This window comes from Pseudonocardia phyllosphaerae, from assembly GCF_046546475.1.
GTDB lineage: Bacteria > Actinomycetota > Actinomycetes > Mycobacteriales > Pseudonocardiaceae > Pseudonocardia > Pseudonocardia phyllosphaerae.
Window position 1 is genome coordinate 958,612 of sequence record NZ_JBKGXS010000001.1, and the last position, 17,543, is coordinate 976,154.

A 17,543-nucleotide genomic window follows, 5' to 3' on the forward strand; every position below is an offset into this window, starting at 1 on the left:
CCCTCACCGCCGCAGCAGCCGCTGCAGCGCAGGCGGCCGGCCGCCGAAGCCCTCGGCCTCCAGCACCACGAACAGGATCCGGGGCAGGTCGCGCACCGCAGGGAACAGCACGTACCGCGGGAACCACTCCGGACGGAACTTCGCGTTGAACCGGTACAACGAGTCGATCTGCCACCAGCGCGACGCGATCCGCAGCAGCCGCGCCCAGCCCCGGGCCACCGGCCCGGCCCCGATCCGCTCGCCGCGCTCCAGCGCGGAGCGGAACACCGCGAAGTTCAGCGACACCCGCGCCACCCCGAGGTCCTTCGCCGCCGCCATCAGCTCGGCGATCATCAGCTCGTTGATGCCGTTGTCGGCGTCCGGGGCGCGCAGCATCAGGTCCAGCGAGAGCCCGTCCGGGCCCCACGGGACGAGCTGCAGCAGCCCGGCCGGTTCGTCGTCGCGCCGGGCGGTGACCAGCACGGCGTCCGGGTCGGCGCGGTCGGCGACCCGCGACGACGCCATCGAGAAGCCGCGCTCGTCCTCCCCGCCACGCCAGCGGTGCGCGCGGTCGGCGATCCGGGCGCGCTCGTCGTCGTCGCAGTCGCGCAGCCGCCGCACCTCGACGGTGCAGCCGAGCCGCTGCATCCGGTTCACCGTCTGCCGGACCCCGCGCATCGCCCGCCCGCTCAGCCCGAACGACGCCGTCTCGATCACGGCCTCGTCGCCCAGCTCCAGCGCGTCGAGCCCGGCCTTCGCCCACGCCGTCGCGCCGCGCTCGGAACACCCCAGCACCGCGGGTGACCAGCCGTAGCGGGTGCACTGCTCCAGGAACACCTCGATCGCGCCGGGCCAGGCGCCGATGTCGCCGATCGGGTCGCCGGAGGCCAGCGCGACCCCGGCCAGCACCCGGTAGGAGACCGCGGACTTGCCGCCGTGGGAGAACACCGCGGCCTTGTCGCGGCGCAGCGCGAAGTAGCCGAGCGAGTCGCCGTCGCGCTGTGCCAGCAGGCGCCGCAGCCGGTCGGCGTCGTCCAGGGTCTGCGACGGCCGCGGCTCCGGGGAACGCAGCAGGTGGTAGCCCGCGACGACCGCGGCGACGATCCCGAAGGTCAGCCCGACGGTGGCGGTGAGGTCGTCGAGCCAACCGGCGCGGGCCCCGAACACGACCGGCCCGCTCACCCCGATCAGCGACAGCGCCGCGTGCGCGGCCTCGGTCGCCGCCGACGGGGCCTCGAGCAGCCGCCGCGGGTTGAGCAGCAACAACAGCCACACGATCAGGAACCCGGACAGCCCGAACTGCACCAGCGACCGCACCGACCGCCCGAGCCCGCCGGGGTCCTGCCGCGCGACGAAGTAGCGACGGCAGAGCAGCAGCCCGGCCAGCAGGACGGCGGCCGCCACCGCGGCGACGAGCCCGCGGTGCTGGTCGACCAGGTGCAGCACGTTGACCCCGAGCAGCACGGTCGTCGTGCCGGTGGCCACCCACCACGCGCGTTGCTTGCGCCGCCGCAGTCCGGCGGCGAGCAGCAGCAGCCCGACACCGGCCACGGTGGTCAGCACCAGCCCGGCCAGGCCGACGCCTGCGGGCAGCCCGAGCGAACTGCGCAGCTCGCTGCCGAACACCCGCCGGCCGGCGGGGAGGACGGCGGAGGCGACGGTCAGCAGCCCGACGATCCGGGCCGCCCAGACGATCGCGCGGACGGCGGCGGCCTCGGCGAGCCTGCGGCGCCGCGCCTCGGGGTCGGGACGCGGATGCCCGGTGGACCGGCGCCGGGGGCCGGCGGGATCGGTGTTCCCGTCCTGCTCGGTGCGCCCGTCCCGTCCGTCCTGCTCGGTGCGCTGCTCGTCGTCGGCGGTCTCAGACCCCGCCACGTGGTCCTCCTGCATCGGTGGTCCCGGCGCCGACGACGTACTCGTCCGCACCGGGGAGAGTGTTGCGGTCACCGGCCGCGACCGGGCCGGGGAGGTGCCTTCCGAGCCAGTCCAGCTCGGCGGCCGTTGCTCCGTCCGGTGCCGCGCCGGCGGACACGGTCAGCCGGTCGACGGTGACCGCACGGCCGGACGGTATCCCGCCCGGTGGTGCCCGGTCCTCGCTCGTCCCGGTGGCCGTGCCGGTCACGTCCAGTACGGCTGCCGGAGCGGGTCCCGGCCCGGGTGCGGCGCCGCACCCCGCCCCCGCGACGACGGCGGCGCCGCCCCACCCGGCCGGGCACCCTGCGTGCCCGTCCCCGGCGACCGCCCACGCCGCCCGTTCGTCCCGCAGCCGCAGGTGCCCGGCCGCGGCGGCGCGGCGCAGTGCGCCGGCGTCCGGCGGGTGCCCGGGCGGGAGGAGCAGCAGGACGGCGGCGGGGATCCGCCCGGCCGTCACCGCGGCGTCGGCGGCGTCCGACGGGTCGCTCCGCCCGGTCCACGCGATCACCGGGTAGGTGAGCGCCGCGGCGTCGGGGGAGTCGTAGCCGGGCGGCAGGTGCACGGGGACGACGGCGCCGCTCCCGGTGTGCAGCACGGTGTCCCGCGACCGCCCGGCGATCGTGTCCCGCACCGGGGCCGCGGGGCCCGCGGCGGTCGCGCCGTCGCCGGTCAGCGAGCCGACGGTGGGGTAGAAGCCGAACCACGAGTTGACCGCGACGGCGGCCGCGAGGACACCTGCCGCCGTCGCCGTCAGCAGGGTGAGGGCGCGGCCGGTGCGGCGCGCCCGCCACCGGTTCCAGCCCCCGACGAGCAGCACCAGGGTGAGCGCCAGCGCCCCGGTCGTCACCGCGACGGCGGTGACCGACCCGAGCGGAAGCCCCGTCCCGGTGCGCACCTGCACACGATCCCACCGGACCGTCGGCGCCGAGGGGCCGGGCCGGTCCGTGCCCGAATGTCCGCTGTGGTCCCGAGCGCGTCCGGATCACCGTTCGGGCCGGAAGTCGAGCCCACGTGGCGCAGTTCCCAAACGTGCACGTTCGGGTGCGTTTTCCGTGGCTTCCGACGCGATGTCCGTGACCGTCCGGCGTCATGCGTTGCTCTGTTCCAGGTAATCCTCTGCGCTGAACGAGTGACGACACCTGGAGTCACGCATGCCTGAGCCGAGAGTGAGCACCCTGTGGTGTCCGCTACGGCGCGACGGTCGCTGGACCGGGACGCGCAGAGATCCACCGCACCAGACGCACGGAGGACGAGAAGGCATGACGATCTCGAAGGAACAGACGCAGGACCTCATCGGGCGCCAGGCGGTCGACTCGCAGGGCGACAAGATCGGCAAGATCGGCCAGGTCTACCTCGACGAGCGCACCGGCGCTCCGACCTGGGCCACGGTGAACACGGGCCTGTTCGGTACCAAGGAGAGCTTCGTCCCCCTCCAGGGCGCCGCCGTGAAGAGCGACGACGTGGCGCTGTCCGTCACCAAGTCCGCGGTCAAGGACGCCCCGCACGTCGGTCGCTCCGACGAGCGCCTGACCGGCTCCGAGGAGGACGAGCTCCGCCGCCACTACGGCGTCGGCCAGCCCGTCTCCGGCGACGCCACCACCGGCACGACCGGCACCACGGACACGACCGGCACCGCCGGTACCGCGGGCACCGCCGGTACTGCGGGCACCGCTGCCGCCGGCACCGCCGCGGCCGGGACCGCCGCCGGCACCACCGGCAAGCACGACGCCTCCGGCGACGCCAAGCACGCGGCGGCGACCACGGGCACCGCGGGTACGGCGGGCACTGCCGGCACTGCGGGCACCGCCGGTACCGCCGGCACGGCGGGCACCGCCGGAACCACGCGTTCGGGCAGCGACGACGACACCATCGTCCGTCACGAGGAGCGCCTGCGCGTCGGCACCGAGGCCGAGGAGACCGGCAAGGTCACCCTGCGCAAGTACGTCGTGACCGAGAACCAGACGGTCACCGTGCCGGTCAGCCACGAGGAGGTCCGGGTCGAGCGTGAGCCGATCGCCGAGGGTGAGCGCACCTCCGGCGGCATCGGCGAGGGCAAGATCGGCGAGGAGACCCACGAGGTCACCCTGCACGCCGAGAAGCCGGTCGTGGAGAAGACCACCGAGGCCGTCGAGAAGGTGCGCCTCGACAAGCGCACGGTCACCGAGGACGAGCAGGTCTCGGGCACCGTGCGCAAGGAGGAGATCGAGCTCGACGACTCCGGCAACGTCCTCGACAAGGACAAGCGCGACCGTCGCTGACCTGCGACCGGGTAACACCTGAGCACGACCTCCGGCGCGTCACCGGCGCCCGCGCATCCCGCGCTGGGCCCGGTGCCGCGCCGGACTCATGCCCGGGGCGGGACGGGCACCGGCCGGTCGGCCGACAGCAGCGCCAGCGCGGTGCGCAGCGCCCCGGCCGCCTCGGCGACGGCCAGCCGCGGCCGCACCCCGACACCCAGTGACGTCGCGAACCCGTGGGTGAGCTCCGGGTGCCGGCGCAGCGTCGCGGGCACCCCGGCCTCGCGCATCCGCTCCACCAGCTCCTCGCCCTCGTCGCGCAGCGGGTCGAACCCGGCCGTCGCCACGTAGGCCGGCGGCATCCCGGTCAGGTCCTCCTCGGCGATCCGGAGCCGCGGGTCCTCGCGCAGCGCGTCCGGGACGTACCAGCCGACCATCGTGTCCAGGGCCTCGGTGGTGAGGAAGTAGCCCTCGCCGAAGATCTCCCGCGAGCGCGTGCGCCCGTCGACGTGGGTGCACGGGAAGAACGCCAGCACGAACACCGGCCCGTGCGGGTGCCCGTCGGCGGGGCGGGTGGTCTCGCGCGCCACGGTCAGCGCGAGGCTGCCGCCCGCGGAGTCCCCGCCGATCGCGATCCGGCCCGGCGACGCGCCGAAGTCCTCCGCGTGCTCGGCGACGTGGGTGAACGCGGCCAGGCAGTCGTCGACGGCGGCCGGGAACGGGTGCTCCGGCGCGAGCCGGTAGTCGATCGCCAGTACCCGCACGCCGGCGTCGGCGGCCAGCGCAGCACACAGGTTGTCGTGGGTGTCCAGGTCACCGGCGACGAAGCCACCGCCGTGCAGGTAGACCAGCAGCCCGGTCTCGCCCGCGGCGACGCCGTCGCGCAGGACCGGGTCGGGCACGTAGAGCCGGGCACGCAGCTCGCCGGTGGCGCCGGGGACCGCACGCTCCTCGGTGCGCACCCCGGCCTCGGGCGGGCCCGCCATGACGAGGTCGGCGAACGCCTGGCCCGCGCGCAGCTCCTCCACCGCGGGGACCGGGCCGGGTGAGCGCGGGGACAGCAGCCGGCGCAGGAACTGCACGTCGAGGTCGAGCTCCTGGCCGTCCACGCGGTCGGGTGGTCCCGCGACCACCCGCTTCATCCGGTCCGGCAGGGCGAGCACGGCACGCAGCGCTCCCCGGGCCATCCGCACCCGTCGATCCATGTTGTTTCCTTTCGCAACGTTCTCTCCTCCGATAGTGGCACCGGGTGTCGAAAAGTGCTGCTGGTCTTGAGGCGGTTCACACCGCGGTATCCGGATCGGTGCAGGTCGGCGACGGTGCGTGCCCCGGCGGGCGCACTCGGTGCTCGGGCGGGCCTCGACGTGCAGACCCGTGTCGTCCACGACCTCCGACGGCCGCTGCGGGACTAGGCTCGGCGCATGGCCGGCGACGTGCAGCTCCGACAGCTGGAGTACCTGGTGGCCCTCGCCCGCGAACGCCATTTCGGACGCGCGGCCGAGGCCTGCCACGCCAGCCAGTCGACGCTGTCCGCGGCGCTGCGCGCGCTGGAGCGCCAGCTCGGCGTCACCATCGTCCAGCGCGACCGCCGGTTCCAGGGCTTCACCGACGAGGGCGAACGCGTCGTCGGGTGGGCGCACCGGATCCTCGCCGAGCGCGACGCGCTGCGCACCGACCTGGACCGGATGCGTGGCGGGCTCACCGCCACCGTCCGGATCGGGGCGATCCCCACCGCCGTCCCCGCGACGGCGACGCTGACCCGGGCCTGGGCCGCGGCGCACCCGGAGGCACGGACCCGGATCGAGGTGCTGTCCGCGAGCGAGATCGCGCGCCGGCTCGCCGAGTTCGAGCTCGACGTCGGACTGACCTATCTGGACCCGGGCGTCGGGCGGCACGCGCTGCGGCTCTACCGCGAGGACTACCTGCTGTGCACTCCGGACCGCCCGGACCTGCCCGACGACGGCGAGCCGCTGCGCTGGTCGGAGCTGGACGGGCTGCGGCTGTGCGCGCTGACCCGCGGCATGCGCAACCGCGAGATCATCGACGGGATACTGCACGAGGCCGGGGTGGACGCCCGGGTCGGCGTCGAGTCCGACACCGTCGCCGCGCTCTACGCGCACCTGGCCAGCGGGGACTGGTCGGCGGTCATCGCGCACACCTGGCTGCGCGGGTTCGGGCTGCCGAAGGGGATGCGGGCGGTGCCGCTGGCCGACCCGGGCCCGCGGCCACCCGTCGGGCTGGTGCTGGGGGAGGCCGGGCCCGCCTCGCACGTGGCGAAGGCGTTCCTCACCGCGATCGAGGACTCCGAGGTGACCGGCGAGCTGGCCGACGAGCCGGTGAGCTGACCGGCTCACACGACACCGGCCCCGCCCGCAGCACACGTCGTGTGCCACGGACGGGGCCGGTGCGGGTGTTCCCGGTGTGGTGCGGACCTACTGCGGCAGCCGCTCGGCCGCCAGCAGGGCGAGCCGGTCCAGACCCTCCCCGCCGTCGTCGGCGTGCGCCCGCAGGGCCGCCTTCATGCGCGGGTCCCAGTACTTCTGCAGGTGCCCGGCGATCGCCTCGGCCGCGTCGTCCTCCGGGCGGTGCCGGAAGTGCAGCGCGATGTCGTTCACCATCCGCACGCAGGCGGGCTCGGTGTGCCCGGTGTGCTCGTCGGGCCGGGTGTCGATCCCGGTGTCCTCGGACATCGGCCTCACCCGTCCAGCACGACGTGGTCCTCGGCCTCGCGCTGCGCCACCGAGGTGGGCACCGGCGAGACCTGCACCGCCGTGACCTTGTACTCCGGGCAGTTCGTCGCCCAGTCCGACTGGTCGGTGGTCACCACGTTCGCGCCCGTCACCGGGTGGTGGAACGTCGTGTAGCAGACCCCGACCGGCATCCGCTCCGACACCTTCGCCTTCAGCGTCGTGTGCCCGACGCGGCTGGCGAGGGTGACCATGTCGCCGTCGGTGACGCCGCGGACCTCGGCGTCGTGCGGGTGCAGCTCCAGCACGTCCTCCGGGTGCCAGGCCACGTTCGCCGTCCGCCGCGTCTGCGCGCCGACGTTGTAGTGCGCCAGGATCCGGCCGGTGGTGAGGATCAGCGGGAACCGGCGGCTGCTGCGCTCCCGGGTCGGCACGTACGGCGTCACCTGCAGCTTGCCCTTGCCGCGCACGAACTCCTCGGTGTGCATGACCGGGGTGCCCTCGGGCGCCGCGTCGTTGCAGGGCCACTGCACGCTGCCGAGATCGTCGAGCCTGGCGAAGGAGACCCCGGCGAACGTGGGCGTGGTCAGCGCGATCTCGTCCATGATCTGCGACGCGTCGTCGTAGTGCATGGGGTAGCCCATCGCCTGCGCGATCTCGCAGACGATCTGCCACTCCTGCTTGCCGGTCCGCGCGGGCGACACCGGGCGCACCCGGTTGATCCGCCGCTCGGCGTTGGTGAACGTGCCGTCCTTCTCCAGGAACGACGTGCCGGGCAGCAGCACGTGCGCGAACTTCGCCGTCTCGTTGACGAACAGGTCCTGCACGACGACGAGCTCCATCGCCGCCAGCGCGGCGTGCACGTGCCCGGTGTTCGGGTCGGACTGCGCGATGTCCTCGCCCTGCACGAACAGCGCCCGGAACGACCCGTCGAGCGCGGCGTCGAACATGTTCGGGATCCGCAGGCCCGGCTCGTCGAGCAGCTCGGTGGCCCACAGCTGCTCGTAGACCGCCCGCGCGCCGTCGTCGGAGACGTGCCGGTAGCCGGGGAACTCGTGCGGGAACGAACCCATGTCGCAGGAGCCCTGCACGTTGTTCTGGCCGCGCAGCGGGTTGACCCCGACGCCCCTGCGACCGATGTTGCCGGTCGCCATCGCGAGGTTCGCCAGGCCCATCACCATCGTGGAGCCCTGGCTGTGCTCGGTGACGCCGAGTCCGTAGTAGATCGCGCCGTTGCGGGCGCCCGCGTAGAGCCGGGTGGCCTCGCGCAGCTCCCCGGCGTCCACCCCGGTGATCGTCTCGACGGCCTCGGGGGAGTTCTCCTGCAGGGAGATGAACTCCTTCCAGGCCTCGACGTCCTCGCAGCGCTCGGCCAGGAACTCCTCGTCGATCAGGCCCTCGGTGACCGCGACGTGGGCCATCGCGTTGACCACCGCGACGTTGGTGCCGGGCTTGAGCGGCAGGTGGTACGCGGCCTCGATGTGCGGCGACCGGACCAGGTCGATCCGCCGCGGGTCGATGACGATCAGCTTCGCGCCGTTGCGCAGCCGCCGCTTCATCCGCGACCCGAACACCGGGTGCCCGTCGGTCGGGTTCGCGCCGATCACCACGATCACGTCGGCCTCGTCGACCGAGGAGAAGTCCTGGGTGCCCGCGGACTCGCCGAAGGTCTGCTTCAGCCCGTAGCCCGTCGGGGAGTGGCAGACGCGTGCGCAGGTGTCGACGTTGTTGTTGCCGAACGCCGCCCGCACCATCTTCTGGACGACGTAGACCTCCTCGTTCGTCGTCCGCGACGAGATGATCGCGCCGATCGAGCCGCGGCCGTGCTCCTCGCGGATCTCCAGCAGCCGGCGCGCGGTGTGCGCGATGGCCTCGTCCCAGCTCACCTCGCGCCAGTCGTCGGCGATCGAGTCGCGGACCATCGGGGCCATGACCCGGTCCGGGTGGCTGGCGTAGCCGAACGCGAAGCGGCCCTTCACGCAGCTGTGGCCCTCGTTCGCGCCGCCGTCCTTGTACGGCACCATCCGGACGAGCTCGCTGCCGCGCAGCTCGGCCTTGAACGAGCAGCCCACCCCGCAGTACGCGCAGGTGGTGATCACCGAGCGGGTCGGCAGGCCGAGCTCGACGACGCTCTTCTCCTGCAGCGTCGCCGTCGGGCAGGCCTGCACGCAGGCCCCGCAGGACACGCACTCGGACTCCAGGAAGGAGCCACCGGCGCTCGCCGCGATCTTCGTGTCGAAGCCGCGGCCCTCCAGGGTCAGCGCGAGCGTGCCCTGCACCTCGTCACAGGCCCGCACGCAGCGCGCGCAGGCGATGCACTTGGAGGCGTCGAAGTCGAAGTACGGGTTGGACGAGTCGGTGGGCGCGTCGAGGTGGTTCTCGCCCTCGAAGCCGTAGCGGACCTCGCGCAGCCCGGTCACCCCGGCCATGTCCTGCAGCTCGCAGTCGCCGTTGGCCGAGCAGGTCAGGCAGTCCAGCGGGTGGTCGGAGATGTAGAGCTCCATCACCCCGCGCCGCAGCTCGCCGAGCTGCTCGGTCTGGGTGTGGACCTCCATCCCGTCGCGCACCGGCGTGGTGCACGACGCGGGCGTGCCCCGCGCGCCGTCGATCTCGACGACGCACAGCCTGCAGGACCCGTAGGCCTCCAGGCTGTCGGTGGCGCACAGCGACGGGATGTCGATGCCGGCCTCGCGGGCCGCACGCATCACCGAGGTCTCCGGCGGCACGGTGACCGGAATGCCGTCCACGGTGAGGGTGACGGTCGCGTCGCCGGGGCGGGCGGGCGTGCCGAAGTCGGGCTCCTGGATCAGTGTCATCGCCGGAAGTCCTCCTCGAAGTGGGCCAGCGCGCTCTGCACCGGCATCGGGGTCAGGCCGCCCATCGCGCACAGCGAGCCCTTGGTCATGAGGTTGCAGAGGTCGTTGAGCACCACCAGGTTCTTGTCGCGGTCCCGCCCGGCGATGATCTTGTCGATGGTCTCGACGCCGCGGGTCGCACCGACCCGGCACGGCGTGCACTTGCCGCAGGACTCCTCGGCGCAGAACTCCATCGCGAACCGCGCCATGTGCGCCATGTCCACGGTGTCGTCGAAGACGACGATGCCGCCGTGCCCGAGCATCGCGTCGGACTCGGCCATCTCCTCGTAGCCGGTCGCCACGTCCAGCTTCGATGCCGGCAGGTAGGCCCCGAGCGGGCCGCCGATCTGCACGGCGCGCACCGGCCGGCCGCTGCGCGTCCCGCCGCCGAGGTCCTCGACGAGCTCGCGCAGCGGGATCCCGAACGCGGTCTCGACGACGCCGCCGCGGGCGATGTTGCCGCCGAGCTGGAACACGCTGGTGCCGCGCGAGCGCCCGATGCCGTGCTCGGCGTAGGCGTCGCCGCCGTCGGCGAGGACGGCGGGCACGCTGGCCAGCGAGATCACGTTGTTGACGACCGTCGGTTTCCCGAACAGTCCCTCCAGCGCGGGGATCGGCGGTTTCGCCCGGACCATCCCGCGCTTGCCCTCGAGGCTCTCCAGCATCGAGGTCTCCTCGCCGCAGATGTAGGCGCCGGCGCCGATCCGCAGGTGGAGGTCGAACGACAGCGACGAGCCGTGCACCGACTCGCCCAGCCAGCCGCGGGCGTAGGCGACCTCGATCGCGCTGGACAGGATCGCGGCCGCGTCCGGGTACTCCGAGCGCAGGTAGATGTAGCCCTCGCTCGCGCCGACCGCGTGCGCGGCGATCGTCATGCCCTCGATGAGGGTGAACGGGTCGCCCTCCATCAGCATCCGGTCGGCGAAGGTGCCGCTGTCGCCCTCGTCGGCGTTGCAGCACACGAACTTCAGCGGGCCCTCGGCCTCGTGCACGGTCTTCCACTTGATGCCCGTGGGGAAGCCCGCGCCGCCGCGGCCGCGGAGCCCGGACGTCGTCACCTCCTCGACGACGTCGGCGGGGGAGAGGTCGAGCGCCCGGCGCAGCCCCCGCTGCCCGCCGTGCGCCAGGTGGTCCTCGGCCGAGAGCGGGTCCACGACACCGACCCGGGCGAACGTGACCCGGGACTGCGCGCGCATCCACGGCAGCTCGTCCACGGGCCCGAGAGCCAGCGGGTGACCGTCGGGATCGTCGAGGATCGCCTGCACGTCGTCCGGCCCGACCGGGCCGAATCCGATACGGCCGTCCTCGGTGGCGATCTCGAGGAGTGGCTCCAGCCAGAGCATCCCGCGCGAGCCGTTGCGGACCACCCGGACGCCGGGGATCCCGGCGAGCTTCTCCGCCACTGCGTCTGCGCCGACCGACCGGGCGGCGGTGTCCCGAGGGACGTACACGGTGCGCGTCATGTCTGTGCCTCCGGCGTCTGTGTCTCCGGAGTTCGGGCCTCGCGCAGCAGCGAGGTGAGCCGGCCGACGTCGAAGCGGCCGTGCGTGGTGCGGCCGACCTGCACCGACGGGCCGAGGGCGCAGTTGCCCAGGCACATGACCTCGTCGAGGGTCACCGCGCCGTCGTCGGTGGTGTCACCGAGCCCGACGCCGAGCACCAGCTCGGCCCGCGTGACGAGGTCGTTCGCACCGACGGCCTGGCAGGCCTCGGCGCGGCAGATCTTCACCGTCGTCCGGCCGGGCGGCGTCGTGCGGAAGTCCCGGTAGAACGAGATCGTGCCGTGCACCTCGGCCTCGGAGAGGTTCAGCTCGTCGGCCAGTACCGGGATCACCCGGGGGTCGACGTGGCCGTACTCCTCGACCAGGGCGTGCAGGATCGGGAGCAGCGGGCCGCGCTGGTCACGGAATCCCGTGACCAGCGCCCGCACCCGCTGCTCGAGGTCGGTCACTACTCCGGATGTCATACCGGATCACCGTCCGTTCGTGTGGTGGGAAGGACGTGCAACGAGTGGGGCGGCCGACCCCCTGTGAAGTTGTGCGTGCCGTGCCGGGCCGGTCGTCGCCGACCGGCCCGGCAGGTTCACTGGCCCAGGACGTCGATCCCGGGCAGCGGCTTGCCCTCCAGGTACTCCAGCGAGGCGCCACCGCCGGTGGAGATGTGCGAGAAGCCGTCCTCGGGAAGCCCGAGCAGCCGCACCGCGGCCGCGGAGTCCCCGCCGCCGACGACCGAGAACGACTCGGAGTCGACGATCGCCTGCGCGACCCCGCGTGTGCCGTCGGCGAACGGGGCCATCTCGAACACGCCCATCGGGCCGTTCCAGAACACCGTCGCGGCCTGCCCGACGATCCGGGAGAACTCCTCGACCGAGTCCGGCCCGATGTCCAGGCCCAGCCAGCCGTCCGGGATCGCGTCGGCCGGGACGACCTTGCGCGCGGCGTCGGCGGAGAACGCGTCGGCCACGACCACGTCGACCGGCAGGACGATCTTCCCGGACTCCAGGAGCTGGGTGCAGGTCTCGACCTGGTCGGACTCCAGCAGCGAGGCGCCGACGGAGTAGCCGCGGGCGGCGAGGAAGGTGAAGCACATTCCGCCGCCGACGAGCAGGGTGTCCACCCGCGGCAGCAGCGCCTCGATCACCGCGAGCTTGTCCGACACCTTCGACCCGCCGAGCACGACGACGTAGGGCCGCGCCGGTGAGCCGGTCAGGTCCTGCAGCACGCCGACCTCGTCGGAGACGAGCCCGCCTGCGTAGGACGGCAGCAGCGCGGCGACGTCGTAGACCGAGGCCTGCTTGCGGTGCACGACCCCGAACCCGTCGGAGACGAACGCGCCGTCCTCCCCGGCCAGGGCGGCCAGCTCGCCGGCGAACGCCTCGCGCTCGGCGGCGTCCTTGCTGGTCTCACGCGGGTCGAATCGGATGTTCTCCAGCAGCACGACATCGCCGTCGGACAGGCCCGCGACGGCCTGCTGCGCGGCGTCGCCGTGCTCGGCCAGCGCGACGTCGGTGCCCAGCAGCTCGCCGAGCCGCGTGGCGACCGGGGCGAGCGAGAACTGCGCGTTGTCCTGTCCGGGCTTCGGCCGCCCGAGGTGCGCGGTCACGACCACCCGCGCGCCGGCGTCGCGCAGTGCCGCGATGGTCGGGACGGACGCGCGGATGCGGCCGTCGTCGGTGATCCTGTCGCCGTCGAGCGGGACGTTCAGGTCGGACCGCACGAGCACGGTCCGGCCGGCGACGCCCTCGTCGACCAGGGTCTGCACGGTACGCATCGCGGGCCTCAGAGCGACGCGCCGACGAGCGCGGTCAGGTCGGCCAGACGCGAGGAGTAGCCCCACTCGTTGTCGTACCAGCCGACGATCTTCACCTGGTTGCCGGTGACCTTCGTGAGCGCCGCGTCGAAGATGCACGAGTGCGGGTCGGTCACGATGTCCGACGACACGATCGGGTCCTCGGAGTACTTCAGGATCCCCTTCATCGGGCCCTCGGCGGCGGCCTTCATCGCGGCCTTCACCTCGTCCGCGGAGACCTCGCGGGCCACCTCGGCGGTGAGGTCGGTGATCGAGCCGGTCGGTACCGGTACCCGCAGCGCGTAGCCGTCGAGCTTGCCCTTCAGATGCGGCAGGACCAGCGAGATCGCCTTCGCCGCACCGGTGGAGGTGGGCACGATGTTCAGCGCGGCGGCGCGGGCGCGGCGCGGGTCCTTGTGCGGGCCGTCCTGTAGGTTCTGGTCCTGGGTGTAGGCGTGGATCGTGGTCATCAGGCCACGCTCGACACCGGCGAGGTCGTCGAGGACCTTCGTCATCGGGGCCAGGCAGTTCGTGGTGCAGGACGCGTTGGACACGATGGTCTGGGTGCCGTCGTAGTCGCCGTCGTTGACGCCCATGACCACGGTCAGGTCCTCGTCGGTGGCGGGCGCGGAGATGACGACCTTCTTGGCCCCGGCGTCGAGGTGCTTGGCCGCGGCGTCGCGCTTGGTGAAGATCCCGGTCGACTCGACGACGACGTCGACGCCGAGGTCCTTCCAGGGCAGCTCGGCCGGGTCCTTGACCGCGAGGCCCTTGAAGCCCTTGCCGTCGACGAGGATCTCGTCGCCGGAGGTGGTGACCTCGCCGGGCAGCCTGCCGAGGATCGAGTCGTACTTGAGCAGGTGCGCGAGCGTCTCGTTGTCGGTGATGTCGTTGACGCCCACGATCTCGATGCCGGTGTCCCCGGCGCGGCGGCGGGCGTCGACCGCCCGCCAGAAGTTCCGGCCGATCCGGCCGAATCCGTTCACTCCGACGCGAATGGTCACGGCGGGCTCCCCTCGTTGGGTGGTGGTCAGCTGCTCGGTGCCGCTGGTGTGGTCCGGTGCGGCTCAGGGGCTCCGCTGCGCGGCGAACTCGTCGTGCAGCGCGCGCAGCCGGGCGGCGTCCAGTGGTGGCGGGCCGGTGTAGCCGTCGAGCACGGCGGCGGCGCCGGTGAAGTCCTGGCCGCGGGTGTAGCCGTTGGTGACGACGACCGTCGCGAGCCCGGCGGCGACCGCGGCCTGCGTGCCGACGCCGGAGTCCTCGACGGCCGTCGCCTCCGCGGCCGGGACCCCGAGCCGCTCCAGCGCGGTCAGGTAGGCCTCCGGGTCCGGCTTGAGCTCGGTGACGTCGTCGCCGGTCACGACGACCTCGATCGGCACCCCGGGCAGGACCTGCTCCAGCAGCGGGTCCACCCAGGACCGGCGCCCGGTCGTCGCGACCGCGACCCGGATGCCGGCCACCACCAGGGTGTCGACGAAGTCCTGCAGCCCGGGACGCGGCCCGATCGAGCCCGCCCGGATGTGCTCGACGAACAGCCCGGTCTTGGTGCGGTGGACCTCCGCGGCGATCCGGTCGGCCTCCTCGGCGTCGAGGCCGTGCTCGGTCAGGTCCGCGGCGATCCGCCGCCGTCCACCGGTGATCTCGAGCAGGCGCCCGTACTTCTCGACGCTCCACTCCAGGTCGAGGCCGTGCCGGACGAAGGCCTCGTTGAACGCCGGCCGGTGGCCGTCGCGCTCGGTGTCGGCGAGGGTCCCGTCGACGTCGAACACGACGGCCTTCAGCTCCGGGGCCACGGGCTACCCCTCCCGGCCGAGCGCACGCAGCGCCGCGTCGGCGACGGCGTCACCGGTCAGGCCCAGGTGGGCCGCGACCTCGGCGCCCTTGCCGCTCTCGCCGAACCGCTCCAGCCCGACGACGACGTCGCGTGGCCCGGCGAGGGCCTGCCAGCCGGTCGGGACCCCGGCCTCGACCCACACGACCGGGACCTCGGGTCGGGGGTAGGAGCCGTCGGCGAGTGCGGCGGCGAAGCGTTCCCGCCACGGCACCGACACCACGCGGGCGGCGACACCGCGCTCGGCGAGTGTCGCGGCGGCGTCGAGCGCGGCCGCGACCTCCGAGCCGCTCGCCGTCAGCACGACCTCCGGGGCGGCGCCGTCGAGCGGCTCGGCGGCGGTGCGTGCCCCGTGGTCGCGGACGTCGTCGAGCCCCTCGCGGCCCAGGCCGGGCAGGTCCTGGCGGCTCAGCACCAGCGCGGTCGGACCGTCCAGGTTGGTCGCGGCGAGATCCCAGGCCAGGTCGGACTCCGCGGCGTCGGCCGGGCGGAGCACGGTCAGGCCGGGGATCAGCCGCAGCGACTCGGTGTGCTCGACGGGCTGGTGGGTGGGGCCGTCCTCGCCGACGTGCACCGAGTCGTGGGTGAACACGTAGACGACCGGCACCCCCATCAGCGCCGACAGCCGCAGCGACGGCCGCAGGTAGTCGGAGAACACCAGGAACGTGGAGCCGAACGGGCGGAGCCCGCCGTGCAGCGCCAGCCCGTTCAGCGCGGCGGCCATGCCGTGCTCGCGGATGCCGAAGTGGATGGTGCGGCCCTCGAAGTGGCCGGGGCCGACGTCGCCGCCGGGGATGGCGGTGTTGGTCGAGCCTGCGAGGTCCGCGGACCCGCCGACGAGCGCCGGGTAGACCTCGGCGAGCGCGTTCAGCGCGGCACCGGCGGCCTTGCGGGTCGCGATCGGCTTCTCCTGCTCGGCGCGCTCGGCGAGACCGGTCGGCTCCGGCGGGGCCGGGACGCGATCGAGCGGGAAGTCCGCGGCCAGCTGCGGCTCGGCGTCGGCGAACGCGGCGTAGGTGCGCTCCCACTCCTTGCGCTCGGCGGTCCAGCGCCGCTGCAGCTCCGAGATCGTGCCGCGCACCTCGTTGGGCACGTGGAACGGGGTCTCGGGCCAGTCGAACCGCGAGCGCATCTCGGCGAGCTGGTCCGGTCCCAGCGGGCTGCCGTGCGCCTTCGGGGTGCCGGCGAACTCGGGGGCGCCGTAGCCGATCGTGGTGCGGATGGCGACGAAGGTGGGGCGGCCGTCGTCGCGGGCGGCCTCGGTGAGCGCGGCGTCGATCTCGTCGAGGTCGTTGCCGTCGGCGACGCGCAGGGTGCGCCAGCCGTAGGACCGGAACCGGGCCTCGACGTCGTCGCTGCAGGCCGAGGAGGCGTGGCCGTCGATGGTGATGTCGTTGTCGTCGAACAGCACGACCAGGCGGCCGAGCCCGAGGCGCCCGGCCAGCGAGGCGGCCTCGTGGCTGATGCCCTCCATCAGGCAGCCGTCCCCGGCCAGCGCCCACGTGCGGTGCCCGACGACCTCGCGGCCGTCGGTGTTGAGCCGCGCGGCCAGCATCCGCTCGGCCAGCGCCAGGCCGACGGCGTTCGCGATGCCCTGCCCGAGCGGCCCGGTGGTGGTCTCGACCCCGACGGTGTGCCCGAACTCCGGGTGCCCGGGGGTGCGCGAGCCGAGCCGGCGGAAGTTCTGCAGCTCCTCGACCGGCAGGTCGTAGCCGGTCAGGTGCAGCAGTGAGTACAGCAGCGCCGAGCCGTGGCCCGCGGAGAGCACGAAGCGGTCGCGGTCGGGCCAGTTCGGGGCCGACGGATCGTGGCGCAGGTGCCGCGACCACAGCGTCCAGGCGGTGGGGGCGGCACCGAGCGGGAGCCCGGGGTGGCCGCTGTTGGCGGCCTGCACGGCGTCGGCGGACAGGAAGCGCAGGGTGTCGACGGCGAGCTGGTCGGTGTCGCTGTGGTCGCGGCCGTCGCCGGGCCCGACGCCGGTCTCCTCCGGGGTGGTGGTCCCGGTCGTCATGCGATCGCCTCCGTGGCAGCGGCACGCAGCGCGGCCGCGCGGTCGGTCATGGTCTCGCCCTGCTTCGGGAACAGCGCGGAGCCTGCGCAGAACACCCGGGCCCCGGCGCGCGCGGCGGCGCCGATCGTCTTCGGCCCGATGCCGCCGTCGACCTCCAGCTCGATGTCGAGCCCGCGGGAGTCGATCTCTGCGCGGGCTGCGGCGATCTTGGGCTCCATGCTCGCGATGTAGGCCTGCCCGCCGAAGCCGGGGTTCACCGTCATCACCAGCAGCAGGTCGGTCAGGTCGAGGACGTTGGTGACCGCGTCCAGCGGCGTCGCCGGGTTCAGCGCGACACCGGCACGGGCGCCGAGCTCGTGGATCCGGCCGAGCGTGCGGTGCAGGTGCTTGCACGTCTCGGCGTGCACGATCACCAGCTCGCAGCCGGCGTCGACCCAGGTGTCGAGCAGCGGATCGGGGTCCTCGACCATCAGGTGGGCCTCGAAGCCCATCTGCACCCGCGGCCTGCACGCCTTGATGACGTCGGCTCCGAACGTCAGGTTCGGCACGAAGCGGCCGTCCATCACGTCCCACTGGATGCGGTCGACACCGGCCTTCTCGATCTCCTGGACCGCGTGGCCCAGCTCGGAGAAGTCCGCCGGCAGGACCGATGCGACCAGCATCGGGGCGTCTCCCTGCGCCATCGCAGTACCTCCTGGCTCGTCCCGGAACCGCCGACGCTAGGCGGCCCCGCTGGGGTTC

The 17,543-nt window shown here is 73.5% G+C and carries 14 protein-coding genes; 2 read left to right on the forward strand and 12 right to left on the reverse strand.

Annotation, left to right across the window (positions count from 1 at the left end; translation table 11 throughout):
• Nucleotides 1-3: 3 nt before the first annotated feature.
• The gene (locus ACLE50_RS04540; RefSeq protein WP_410942056.1) at nucleotides 4-1,854 is read right to left on the reverse strand and encodes a phosphatidylglycerol lysyltransferase domain-containing protein; all 1,851 of its coding nucleotides are present in this window, start codon (nucleotides 1,852-1,854) and stop codon (nucleotides 4-6) included.
• A complete protein-coding gene (locus ACLE50_RS04545) occupies nucleotides 1,841-2,788 on the reverse strand; it encodes a hypothetical protein (protein ID WP_410942057.1) in 948 nt (315 codons plus the stop codon). The genes ACLE50_RS04540 and ACLE50_RS04545 overlap by 14 nt, the downstream gene beginning before the upstream one ends.
• Nucleotides 2,789-3,152: 364 nt before the next feature.
• Between ACLE50_RS04545 and ACLE50_RS04550 the strand changes: the two genes are divergently transcribed.
• A complete protein-coding gene (locus ACLE50_RS04550) occupies nucleotides 3,153-4,151 on the forward strand; it encodes a DUF2382 domain-containing protein (protein WP_410942058.1) in 999 nt (332 codons plus the stop codon).
• An 86-nt stretch (nucleotides 4,152-4,237) separates the two neighbouring features.
• Here ACLE50_RS04550 and ACLE50_RS04555 read toward each other — a convergent pair whose 3' ends face one another.
• On the reverse strand, nucleotides 4,238-5,335 hold the full coding sequence (locus ACLE50_RS04555; RefSeq protein ID WP_410942059.1) for an alpha/beta hydrolase: 1,098 nt from the start codon (nucleotides 5,333-5,335) through the stop codon (nucleotides 4,238-4,240).
• Between the two features lie 216 nt (nucleotides 5,336-5,551).
• Here ACLE50_RS04555 and ACLE50_RS04560 point away from each other — a divergent pair, with 216 nt between their 5' ends.
• A complete protein-coding gene (locus tag ACLE50_RS04560; protein WP_410942060.1) occupies nucleotides 5,552-6,475 on the forward strand; it encodes a LysR family transcriptional regulator in 924 nt (307 codons plus the stop codon).
• Nucleotides 6,476-6,562: 87 nt separating this feature from the next.
• On the opposite strand, the gene ACLE50_RS04565 is transcribed toward ACLE50_RS04560, so the two are convergent.
• The 9 genes from ACLE50_RS04565 to rpe all read right to left on the reverse strand — a co-directional run bounded on the left by ACLE50_RS04565 (nucleotide 6,563) and on the right by rpe (nucleotide 17,485).
• Entirely contained in the window at nucleotides 6,563-6,820 is a 258-nt protein-coding gene (locus tag ACLE50_RS04565) for a formate dehydrogenase subunit delta (RefSeq protein ID WP_410942061.1), read from the reverse strand.
• 5 nt (nucleotides 6,821-6,825) lie between these two features.
• On the reverse strand, nucleotides 6,826-9,633 hold the full coding sequence (fdhF, locus tag ACLE50_RS04570) for a formate dehydrogenase subunit alpha (RefSeq protein ID WP_410942062.1): 2,808 nt from the start codon (nucleotides 9,631-9,633) through the stop codon (nucleotides 6,826-6,828).
• Nucleotides 9,630-11,135, reverse strand: coding sequence for a formate dehydrogenase beta subunit (locus ACLE50_RS04575; RefSeq protein WP_410942063.1), 1,506 nt, complete (start codon nucleotides 11,133-11,135; stop codon nucleotides 9,630-9,632). Before ACLE50_RS04575 ends, fdhF begins: the two co-directional genes overlap by 4 nt.
• Complete coding sequence (locus tag ACLE50_RS04580; RefSeq protein ID WP_410942064.1) at nucleotides 11,132-11,638, reverse strand: NAD(P)H-dependent oxidoreductase subunit E; 507 nt, start codon at nucleotides 11,636-11,638, stop codon at nucleotides 11,132-11,134. The genes ACLE50_RS04575 and ACLE50_RS04580 overlap by 4 nt, the downstream gene beginning before the upstream one ends.
• Before the next feature lie 116 nt (nucleotides 11,639-11,754).
• The gene (locus tag ACLE50_RS04585) at nucleotides 11,755-12,942 is read right to left on the reverse strand and encodes a phosphoglycerate kinase (RefSeq protein ID WP_410942065.1); all 1,188 of its coding nucleotides are present in this window, start codon (nucleotides 12,940-12,942) and stop codon (nucleotides 11,755-11,757) included.
• An 8-nt stretch (nucleotides 12,943-12,950) separates the two neighbouring features.
• Nucleotides 12,951-13,964, reverse strand: a complete 1,014-nt coding sequence (gene gap / locus ACLE50_RS04590; protein WP_410942066.1) for a type I glyceraldehyde-3-phosphate dehydrogenase — start codon at nucleotides 13,962-13,964, stop codon at nucleotides 12,951-12,953.
• A gap of 63 nt (nucleotides 13,965-14,027) precedes the next feature.
• Entirely contained in the window at nucleotides 14,028-14,753 is a 726-nt protein-coding gene (locus tag ACLE50_RS04595) for an HAD-IA family hydrolase (protein ID WP_410942067.1), read from the reverse strand.
• Nucleotides 14,754-14,756: 3 nt separating this feature from the next.
• Nucleotides 14,757-16,802 (reverse strand): transketolase, encoded by a 2,046-nt coding sequence (tkt, locus tag ACLE50_RS04600; RefSeq protein ID WP_410942068.1) that lies wholly within the window; start codon nucleotides 16,800-16,802, stop codon nucleotides 14,757-14,759.
• The gene (gene rpe, locus ACLE50_RS04605) at nucleotides 16,799-17,485 is read right to left on the reverse strand and encodes a ribulose-phosphate 3-epimerase (RefSeq protein WP_410942069.1); all 687 of its coding nucleotides are present in this window, start codon (nucleotides 17,483-17,485) and stop codon (nucleotides 16,799-16,801) included. The genes tkt and rpe overlap by 4 nt, the downstream gene beginning before the upstream one ends.
• Between the last annotated feature and the right edge of the window lie 58 nt (nucleotides 17,486-17,543).

Excerpts from the sequence above, each read along its gene's own strand:
- ACLE50_RS04550 (WP_410942058.1), top strand. The coding sequence starts at position 3,153 with ATGACGATCTCGAAGGAACAGACGCAGGACCTCATCGGGCGCCAGGCG.
- ACLE50_RS04555 (WP_410942059.1), bottom strand. The coding sequence starts at position 5,335 with ATGGATCGACGGGTGCGGATGGCCCGGGGAGCGCTGCGTGCCGTGCTC.
- ACLE50_RS04560 (WP_410942060.1), top strand. The coding sequence starts at position 5,552 with ATGGCCGGCGACGTGCAGCTCCGACAGCTGGAGTACCTGGTGGCCCTC.
- ACLE50_RS04565 (WP_410942061.1), bottom strand. The coding sequence starts at position 6,820 with ATGTCCGAGGACACCGGGATCGACACCCGGCCCGACGAGCACACCGGG.
- fdhF (WP_410942062.1), bottom strand. The coding sequence starts at position 9,633 with ATGACACTGATCCAGGAGCCCGACTTCGGCACGCCCGCCCGCCCCGGC.
- ACLE50_RS04575 (WP_410942063.1), bottom strand. The coding sequence starts at position 11,135 with ATGACGCGCACCGTGTACGTCCCTCGGGACACCGCCGCCCGGTCGGTC.
- ACLE50_RS04580 (WP_410942064.1), bottom strand. The coding sequence starts at position 11,638 with ATGACATCCGGAGTAGTGACCGACCTCGAGCAGCGGGTGCGGGCGCTG.
- ACLE50_RS04585 (WP_410942065.1), bottom strand. The coding sequence starts at position 12,942 with ATGCGTACCGTGCAGACCCTGGTCGACGAGGGCGTCGCCGGCCGGACC.
- tkt (WP_410942068.1), bottom strand. The coding sequence starts at position 16,802 with ATGACGACCGGGACCACCACCCCGGAGGAGACCGGCGTCGGGCCCGGC.
- rpe (WP_410942069.1), bottom strand. The coding sequence starts at position 17,485 with ATGGCGCAGGGAGACGCCCCGATGCTGGTCGCATCGGTCCTGCCGGCG.